Annotated in this window: 3 protein-coding genes; all 3 read left to right on the top strand. The window is 55.7% G+C overall.

Annotated elements, in window-relative coordinates:
• Positions 1-4,935 (top strand): DEAD/DEAH box helicase (locus RSSM_RS12040; RefSeq protein WP_044302388.1); only part of this gene is annotated, 4,935 nt, incomplete at its 5' end.
• 26 nt (positions 4,936-4,961) lie between these two features.
• On the top strand, positions 4,962-7,823 hold the full coding sequence (locus RSSM_RS12035; RefSeq protein ID WP_008678655.1) for a helicase-related protein: 2,862 nt from the start codon (positions 4,962-4,964) through the stop codon (positions 7,821-7,823).
• 61 nt (positions 7,824-7,884) lie between these two features.
• On the top strand, positions 7,885-8,600 hold a 716-nt coding region (locus tag RSSM_RS12030), incomplete at its 3' end, for a hypothetical protein (protein ID WP_008678652.1).

Below are 8,600 nucleotides of genomic sequence, written 5' to 3'. Positions count from 1 at the left end.
CTTCACACACACCAAGCCGAAGCTATCCGCGTCGCCGCACAGGATCAGCCCTACGTCCTGACGACTGGCACCGGTTCGGGGAAGAGTCTCGCCTACATCATCCCCGCCGTGAACCATGTTCTCATGCACGGACCGGGCCGCGGCATCCAGGCTATCGTTGTTTATCCGATGAACGCGTTGGCGAACAGTCAGCGGGAAGAACTAGACAAGTTTCTGCGGCGGGGATTCGACTCATCCGAACCACCTGTCACCTACGCTCGGTATACAGGCCAAGAAGGGGAAGAAGAAAGAAAGCGGATCATTCAGAACCCTCCGGATATCTTGTTAACCAACTACGTGATGCTGGAGTTGATTCTCACACGCATCGAAGAACGCGAGTTGGTTCGCAGTGCTAGCAACCTACGGTTTCTCGTCTTCGATGAACTGCACACTTATCGAGGCCGGCAGGGCGCTGACGTGTCGATGTTGATTCGACGTTGCCGCGAAGCGTTTAAGAGCGACAACCTGCACTGTGTCGGCACTTCCGCTACGATGGAGTCAAGCGGAACGAGCGAGGATCAAGCGGCTGTTGTCGCAAAAGTCGCGTCGAAAATATTCGGCGAAGAAGTTCCCCCTTCCAACGTTATCGGTGAAACCCTACGACGCGCAACCGACGACATTGATTTGGAATCACCTGAAGTCAAAAAGGCCTTGGGCAACCTTATCAGCAAGGGAAGTGAAGCGCCGGCTGAATACGATCAATTCAAAGCCGACCCGCTTGCGTCGTGGATCGAAAGTACCTTCGGTGTTCGACGTGAGCTCGAAACCGGCAAGCTGATACGTCGGCAGCCGCAACCTTTGCGGGGAAAGTCCGGGGCTGCTGCAGCCCTTGCCGCAATTGCAAACACCAGCATTGAAGAATCCGAAACGGCCATCGAACGATACCTATATGGCGGTAGTCGCTGCAAACAACCCGAAAATGGCTTCCCCGTTTTCGCATTTCGGCTGCATCAATTCATCACCCGAGGCGATACTGCCTGGGCAAGTCTCGAGACCGAAGATAAGCGAGAAATAACGCTGCGTGGCCAGCGTTACGTTCCTGGTGATCGCTCGCGTATCTTGTTGCCACTGGTTTTCTGTCGATCGTGCGGGCAACCATACTATCGAGTCTATCGTCCATCCGACGGACGCGATGGGCACGTCACGCCTCGCGAAGATTTCGGCAAAGGGGACTCGTCAGAGGTCGAAGCAGGGTATCTGTACTTTTCTTCTGACGAACCATGGACAGGTGACGAGGAAGACACCCTAGCTCGCGTCCCAGAGGACTGGATTGAGCACCGTCCGAACAAGCCACCTAGGGTAAAGCGTGGAAAACCGGTTCCAGAGGTGATGACGCTGGACACCGGTGGCGGCCACGACCGTGACGGACTTCCGGTTGCATTCGTTAGAGCTCCGTTTCAGTTTTGCCTCAACCCGAAATGTGGCGTTGCCTACAACGCACGTCAACGCAGCGATTTAGGAAAACTATCCACCTTGGGCGTCGACGGTCGTAGCACTGCGACAACTGTCCTGGCGCTCTCAACGATTCTGAAACTGCGATTCGATCAATCGTTGGCGCCGAAAGCACGCAAGCTGCTTAGCTTCACTGATAACCGTCAGGATGCGTCGCTGCAGTCCGGTCACTTCAACGACTTCGTCGAAGTCGGTTTGATTCGAAGTGCGCTATACCGAGCAATGAGCCGGCTTGGCGGTGACGGTGTCCGCTATGACGAATTAGTCGACCATGTTGTCCGAGCGATGGATTTGCCGCTGCATCTTTACGCCAATGACACCGAACTGCGTGGAGCCGCCCTCGAAGAAACACGCCGGGCATTGAAAAGCGTTTTGACGTATTTCCTGTACCGTGATCTCGAGCAGGGGTGGCGTGTTACCAGTCCGAACCTCGAAAAATGCGGACTATTAATCTTCGACTACCTCAGTCTCGACGAGCTGGCCTCGGATCAAGCCTACTGGGTCGAAAAGAACGCGCATGGTGCACTGGTCTCTGCGACGCCACAGCAACGTGCGAGAATCGTTCGAGTCCTGCTGGACTACCTTCGGCGATCGTTGGCGATCAAGCACGATTCACTGTCGCCCGAATACCAAGATCGAATCAGCGAGCAGAGTCGCCAGCGGCTGAGCGGCCATTGGGTCATTGAGGAACCACGCGAGATGGTCAAGGCGGGCATCGCGTGGCCTCGGTCACGGATGGATCGCGAGCGACAGGAAGACGTTTGCATTTCGCCACAAAGCAACTTTGGGATGTTTCTCAAACGGCCGGGCGTCTTACCCGACCTTGGGCAATCGCTAAAAACTGACGATGTCGGTGACATCATTCTTGACCTCTTCCGATGTTTGAAGCCATTTGGATTAGTCGAAGAAGTGCGTTCGCCTCGCGAAGGTAGCCTGGTGCACGGTTATCAGGTTCCGGCTTCCGTCATGATCTGGAAATGTGGCGATGGCTCGCGAGAAATGCATGACGAACTCCGCGTCACTCGTGCAACTGACTCGGATCGATCCGCCAACGAGTACTTCATTCAGTTCTACAAAGGGTTTGCTGAGGTTGGGGCAGGATTGGAGGGACGCGAGCATACCGCCCAGGTGCACGCCGAAGACCGTGAGCAACGGGAAATGCGATTTCGCCAAGGTGAACTTGATGTCTTGTTCTGTTCTCCAACGATGGAACTCGGTGTCGACATCGCGCAGTTGAACGTGGTGAATATGAGGAACGTCCCACCGACGCCCGCCAACTACGCACAGCGTAGCGGTCGAGCGGGACGTGGCGGACAGCCCGCACTGGTTTATACCTACTGCTCCGGTTACAGCCCGCACGATCAGTACTATTTCAAGAATCCAACACGCATGGTCTCCGGGGCGGTCACCGCTCCCCGACTCGATTTGTTGAACCCGGACTTGCTCCGAGCCCACGTTCATGCCGTGTGGTTGGCCGAAGCCGATCTGAATCTCAAGCAAACGCTCGCGGAGGTCCTTGTAGTCACGGAAGACAATCTCGATCTGCCACTAAACGACGTTGTTCACGAAAAGCTAAACGACGCAACAATCAAAGGGCGCGCATTAACACACGCACGCCGATTGCTCGCGAGTGTTGGTCCAGAGCTCAAAACGGCTTCATGGTACCGCGAAGACTGGCTCGACGATGTCCTGCGTCGTATCCCGCAGAGCTTTGATGAAGCGTGTAACCGCTGGCGCAGTCTCTACCGTGCGGCGGTCCAACACCGTCGTGAGATGAACAAGGTCATTGGCGACCATACCCGCCAACAGAAAGATCGCGATCGAGCCAAAAGTCTTCGTGCACAGGCCGAATCCCAATTGTCGTTACTGACCGATGCCAAGAACGCTTCGGAGGGCGACTTCTACAGCTACCGTTACTTCGCGAGCGAAGGTTTTCTCCCGGGTTACAATTTCCCACGCTTGCCACTTTCCGCTTTCATCCCTGCTCGTCGCGGTCGGCGTGGACGGGACGAATATCTTTCGCGCCCCCGCTTCCTCGCTATCTCCGAGTTTGGCCCACGTGCCATCATTTACCACGAAGGTGTGCACTATTGCGTCAACAAAGTGAACCTCGCTTTCGACGAAGCCACGGAACAGCTGACTCAGTACGTCATGAAGGTCTGCTCTTCGTGTGGGTATGGACATCTGATTCAACACGGTGTTGGTCCAGACACATGCGAATGCTGCAACTCTGCGTTGTTACCTACCGATGAAATTCGGCAGCTCGTGCGTCTCCAGAACGTTACCGCAAAGCCACTCAAACGCATCTCCTCAGATGAAGAAGAACGACAGCGGATCGGCTATGACATCCGGAGTGCATTTCGGTTTAGTGAAGTCAACGGAGAACCCGATTGTCGCAAGGCTGAAGTCAACGTAGGCGAAAGGGAGCTTGCCACTGTCGTCTACGGAGAGACGGCAACCATCTGGCGCGTCAACATGGGATGGCGTCAACGCAAGAGCGATGCCGATCGCGGCTTTCACTTGGATGTCGAACGCGGATACTGGGCCACCAACAAGGCTGCCGAAGATTCGGACCGCGAAGATCCGATGTCCAAGCGAATCGTCAAGGTCGTTCCATATGTTGAAGACCGCCGGAACGCATTGACTGTTGAATTCGATACCAAACATGACATCGGAGTGATGGCGTCACTTCAGTCAGCGATCAAACAGGGAATTCAAAAAGTCTTTCAACTGGAACCAAGTGAGTTAGCTGCGCAACCGCTGCCCAGCCTGGACGACCGTCGGCTTCTCTTCTTCTATGAAGCAGCAGAGGGTGGGGCTGGCGTGTTGCGGCAACTTGCCGAAGCTCCCGAGGCAATGTCCCGCGTTGCCAGGGTGGCTCTCGAGTTGTGTCATTTTGACCCAGATACGGGTGACGATTTATGCGACCAAGCCGATCCAAAAATCGAATGTGAGGCCGCCTGTTACGACTGTCTACTCGAGTACGGCAACCAACCCGACCATGCCCACATCGATAGGAAGCTCATCCAGCCGATCCTCTTGGATCTCGCGAATTCGACAACTGCAATCTCTGGTAGTTCAAACAGTCGCGTCGATCACTTTGACGCGCTGATGCGACGGACCGAGTCTGGGTTGGAACGCAAATGGTTGCAGTACGTCTTCGACTGCAAAATGAAACTGCCGTCGCATGCGCAATACCGAGTTCCAAACCTCTACGTCGAACCGGATTTCTACTACCAGGACGAGAACACGGTCATTTTCATTGACGGCCCTCCCCATGATTCGCCAACAGTCAAGGAAACTGACGCCCAGAACGACCACAACTTGATGAACGCTGGGTACCTCGTTCTGCGTTTTCATCATCAAGCAAGCTGGGACGAAATCTTCGATGAGTATTCCGACATATTTGGTCGTCGAACTCCCACACAATCAGCCAACGCATAATCCCGGTCCGGGGCGAACGAATAGAAATGCCAACTGCTATCCAATCGGAACCTGAATTCACTCCAGGCACACTCGTCAAAGCTCGCGGGCGCGACTGGGTTGTCCTGCCAGATTCAACCGATGACATCCTCATGGTGCGTCCAATCGGTGGACTCGATGACGAGGTCGTCGGAATTTGCCGAGCGATCGAAGAAGTCGTCTCCGGAAACTTCAGTCCTCCCAACCCAGACGCGGCGGGCGACTTCAACTCATGTCGACTGCTCCGTGATGCCGCACGCATTGCTACCCGTAGTGCCGCGGGCCCGTTTCGCAGTTTTGGCAAGATCGCGGTTGAGCCCCGGCCATACCAGTTGGTCCCCTTGCTGATGGCCATGCGACTTGATCCCGTCCGCATGCTGATTGCCGACGACGTCGGAATCGGAAAAACCGTCGAAGCATCTTTGATCGCGAAAGAGATGATCGAGCGGGGCGAAATTACTCGTATGGCCGTGCTTTGCCCGCCACACTTGGCAGAGCAGTGGCAGAAGGAATTACGAGAGAAGTTCCACATCGAAGCCGAGCTTGTGCTCAGCAGCACGGTCCAGCGTCTCGAACGAGGACTCCGGCCTGGAGAGTCGCTTTTCCACCGACACCCCTTCGTCATCGTCTCCACCGACTTCGTCAAATCGACTCGGCATCGCCATGACTTCGTCCGGGAGTGCCCCGAGTTCGTGATCGTCGACGAGGCGCACACGTGCACCAGCGCCGGCAAACCAGGACAGAATCGACAAGCACGGTTTGAACTCATTCGAGCCATCGCCCAGGATCCTGAACGTCATCTAATACTCGTCACCGCGACACCGCATTCGGGCAATGAGGATGCCTTCCGGTCGCTTCTCTCGTTGGTTGACAGCAAGTTCAGTGACCTTCCACGAGATATGGAAGCGGACAGCAAGCACGCTCTGCGAGCCGAGTTGGCCAAACACCTCGTTCAGCGGCTACGCGGCAATGTGATCGATATGGATCGCGAAATGAGCACGACAACCTCGTTTCCTGATCGCGAAGACGCCGAGGAAAGTTACAAGCTAACACCGGAATACAAAGCACTCTTCCAGCGAGTCGTTCGGTTCGCTGGCGAACTAGTGAGCGATGACTCCGGCAACAACCGCAACCGTCGCGTTCGTTGGTGGTCGGCATTGGCATTGCTGCGGGCGATGGCTTCCAGTCCCGCCGCGGCTGCGGCCACCATGCGGAACCGTGCTATCACCGCAGATGAAACCGATGAAACTCAGCTTGAGGAAACCGCCAGCCGAACGGTGCTGGACCAAGACGAATCAGACGACAGTCTTGCCGTCGACTTCACTCCAGGAAGTAATCCATCGGATGACAATGCCAGCGAAACCAGCAAGCGATTGAACCGCTTGGCGCTCAGTGCGGAAGAACTGTTCTACGACAAAGATGCCAAATTCACCAAGCTGGTCAAACTGCTCAAGAAGCTCTTGAAAGACGGCTATCAACCCATCGTCTTTTGTCGCTTCATCGACACTGCCGACTACGTTGCTGCCGGCTTGCGAGACAAAATCAAGAAGGTGGACAGGGTCGATGTCGAAATCGCAGCGGTTACCGGCACGCTGCCCCCGAAAGAACGGGAAGATCGCATTGCGGATCTAGTCGAGAACCAAAAGCGGATCCTAGTCTGTACCGACTGCCTCAGCGAAGGCATCAACCTTCAGCACGGCTTCGATGCCGTTATCCACTACGACCTGTCCTGGAACCCAACCCGTCACGAACAGCGGGAAGGCCGCGTCGACCGTTTCGGCCAATCCAGCGAAAAGGTACGTGTCCTCACTTATTTCGGCGTAGACAATCAAATCGATGGCATCGTCCTTGATGTCTTGCTCCGCAAACACAAGAAGATCAAAAGCGACCTCGGGATCTCCGTTGCGGTCCCCGGCGGCAGCGATGACGTGGTGAAAGCCCTGTTCGAAGGCATGGAACTGCGTGGCCAAGACACCACACCGCAGATGTTCCTGCCGGGGATGGATCCGATCAAGGAAAAACTGCACACCCAGTGGGATGACGCTCGCGAACAGGAAAAGAAATCACGAGCTCGGTTCGCACAGCTTTCGATCAAAACCGAGGAGGTTCGCAACGAACTAGCGGCTATCCGTGAAGCCATTGGAGCAGGGCCGACCGTCGATCGATTCTTTCGCGATACCCTGCATTTGGCTGGGGTTCCAATCGCCAACAAACGCAACGACAGTGTTGAAGTCACAGTCGACAACGAAACCTCCCGCGCGATGCGACATGCGATCGCACGCGATCGGTCATTCATTGGTCGATTTGATCTGCCCGTCGAGGACGACACGATCTACCTCAGCCGAACGCATCCCATTGTCGAAGGCCTCGCTTCTTACGTCTTAGAAACGGCACTCGATGACGTCCAGGCCGAGGGCGAACCACCGCTTGCTCGTCGTTGCGGCGTCACAAAGACCAACGGTGTCACCGAAAAAACGTCCGTCATCGTCACCCGGTTTCGCTACCAGCTCTACGTTAAACGAAAAGGGGCCCGCGACGATGATCCCATGCTGGCCGAAGAGGTTCGCATCGTCGCCTTCACCGGTTCGCCAGACGCTCCACAGTGGGTTCCGGACAAAGATGCCCGTGGGCTGCTTGACATCTCCCCCAGCGGAAACCTACCGCCATCCCTCGTCAAACAACAGCTAACACACTTCGTCAGTTCTCTCGAAACGCTCCGCCCCGAGATCAATCGCATTGCCGACGAACGGGCCTCTGCCCTTCGTGATGCTCACACCCGAATTCGCAAGAGCGTCAAGATGACCGGGACCATGCGAGTCGAGCCGATGCTGCCCGTGGACCTACTCGGCTGCTTCATCTTATTGCCCTGACCGAGTCCTCTCCCAGCACCAAATATCGAAGTACGCACACTACCACGAGTTCAACGCCACGATGGCCAAGTCCAAATCCGCATTTCAAACCATACGAACAGAGGGTGCCCTCTTTCCGCCCGACATTTTGCAACGCATTGCGTCGCTCAAGGTCAATGGCACACGGTTGGACGATTACCACTTACCGCCCGGCTTTAAGGTTAAGGAAGCCATCACTGCGTCGTGGAATTCACTACGCGCACACTGGAGCAATTTTCAAGAAGCCCGCGAGTCGCTCGATGAAACCGATACTGGCACCGCCATTACCAACGACCGTTGGCTGCTGCCGCTGTTCAAAGAACTCGACTACGGACGGTTGACCACCGAGAAATCGCCGGTCATCGAAGAAAAGTCGTATCCGATCGAGCGTTTCTACAATCATACGCCCATTCACCTTATCGGTTGCAACCTGCCGCTCGACCGGCGAACCAGGGGCGCGCGTGGTGCGGCCACGGCCAGCCCGCATTCGATGATGCAGGAGTTCCTTAACCGCAGTGACGATCATCTTTGGGCCTTCGTCAGCAACGGTCGGCATCTCCGGATCCTACGTGACAACATTTCACTCTCACGGCAAGCGTTCGTGGAGTTTGATCTTGAAGCGATGATGGAAGGTGAAGTCTATTCCGACTTCGCACTGCTGTGGTTGCTGTGCCATCAATCCCGCGTCGAAGCCGACCAGCCCGAACAATGCTGGCTGGAAAAATGGAGCCAACTCGCCCGCGAACAAGGCACACAGGG

This window comes from Aporhodopirellula sallentina SM41 (genome assembly GCF_000346505.1).
Lineage (GTDB): Bacteria > Planctomycetota > Planctomycetia > Pirellulales > Pirellulaceae > Rhodopirellula > Rhodopirellula sallentina.
This window is presented reverse-complemented; position numbering and strand designations above follow the sequence as displayed.